The organism is Sphingobacterium tenebrionis (assembly GCF_037126265.1).
GTDB lineage: Bacteria > Bacteroidota > Bacteroidia > Sphingobacteriales > Sphingobacteriaceae > Sphingobacterium > Sphingobacterium tenebrionis.
The window spans coordinates 1-1,088 of record NZ_JAYLLN010000082.1; the positions used below are offsets into that span (position 1 = coordinate 1).

Here is a 1,088-nt window from a genome sequence, read left to right on the forward strand (position 1 = left end):
CATATAGACGTAAGTAAAAATGAGAAAGAAAAGAAAATTAACGATGAATATATGCGGAGATCATATGAAATACGTGTTACAGAACTACATGTTATAGCACATTTGATGAATAATGACGTTAATGAATCAAGAAGAGTCGCAGTACAAGCCATTACCCATGAAAACGCTAAGGATTTCCCAGCATTCACAGCATCTATATACCATTACTTAGGGCAATCATATTTACATGAAGACGTAAATATGGCAATTGAATGGGTAGAGAAAGCAAAGGAACTACTAGAGTTACATAAAACGGATAAATTTGATAGGAATATACAGACGTTTAATGAAACGTTAGATTTTATAAAGATTGAGTCTGAAATAGATTTACATAAAATAGTACCTCGTTCATTAGGTGAAATGGCACACTTGTTTATTAAATTGAATCGAAAAGAGGAAGCAGCAAAAATACTAAACCAAAGGTTAGAAGAAGATAAGGATGCAGCAGGGCAGCCATACTACTATTATTATTTGGGTTTAGCTACAGGAGATAAAAAGTTCTTTGAAAAATCAAGAGTACTCTTTGAGCAACATGGTAATAAATTTTACGCAGAGCTACCGAATAAGTATTTAAAGGGATTGTGAAGAAATATTTTACAAAAACGTTTAAAATATGCATTAGTGATGTTACAATAAGAATATATTCTAACGCATATTTCATATTGATATTGATTTTCGTTTTAACGAGGACATAGGAGGAATTTTATGAAAAAAATTACTGCATTAGTACTTGCTGCAGCAGTCGCAATCGGTATCGTAGCAACATCTCCCGAAACAAAAACATTAGCAAAAGTAGAAAAAGACCAAATTATTCTTATGAGTGAGGTTGGACCTGGCGGAGGCGCAGGTTAATATATACATTATTCTTGCGATGACACCGTAACATTAGCGGTGTCATTACGTGTTTTTATGGGGATTTAGTAAAATTTGAAAATTAAAATCCGAAACGGTCATCCGGTATAATATCATTTTCCATCCGACAAATCCAGAAAAGGAAGAGGTTATTTTTTCATCCAGGATGATGACCGTAAAATCCTTTCCATTAATCC

Annotated in this window: 1 protein-coding gene and 1 pseudogene; both read left to right on the forward strand. The window is 33.3% G+C overall.

Features of this window, described 5'->3' with window-relative positions; genetic code table 11:
• Positions 1-624: AimR family lysis-lysogeny pheromone receptor (locus VJ786_RS16570; RefSeq protein ID WP_336558065.1), on the forward strand; the 624-nt coding region annotated here is incomplete at its 5' end.
• A 111-nt stretch (positions 625-735) separates the two neighbouring features.
• Positions 736-891 (forward strand): annotated as a pseudogene (locus tag VJ786_RS16575) (hypothetical protein); the annotation flags it as partial.
• Positions 892-1,088: the final 197 nt, after the last annotated feature.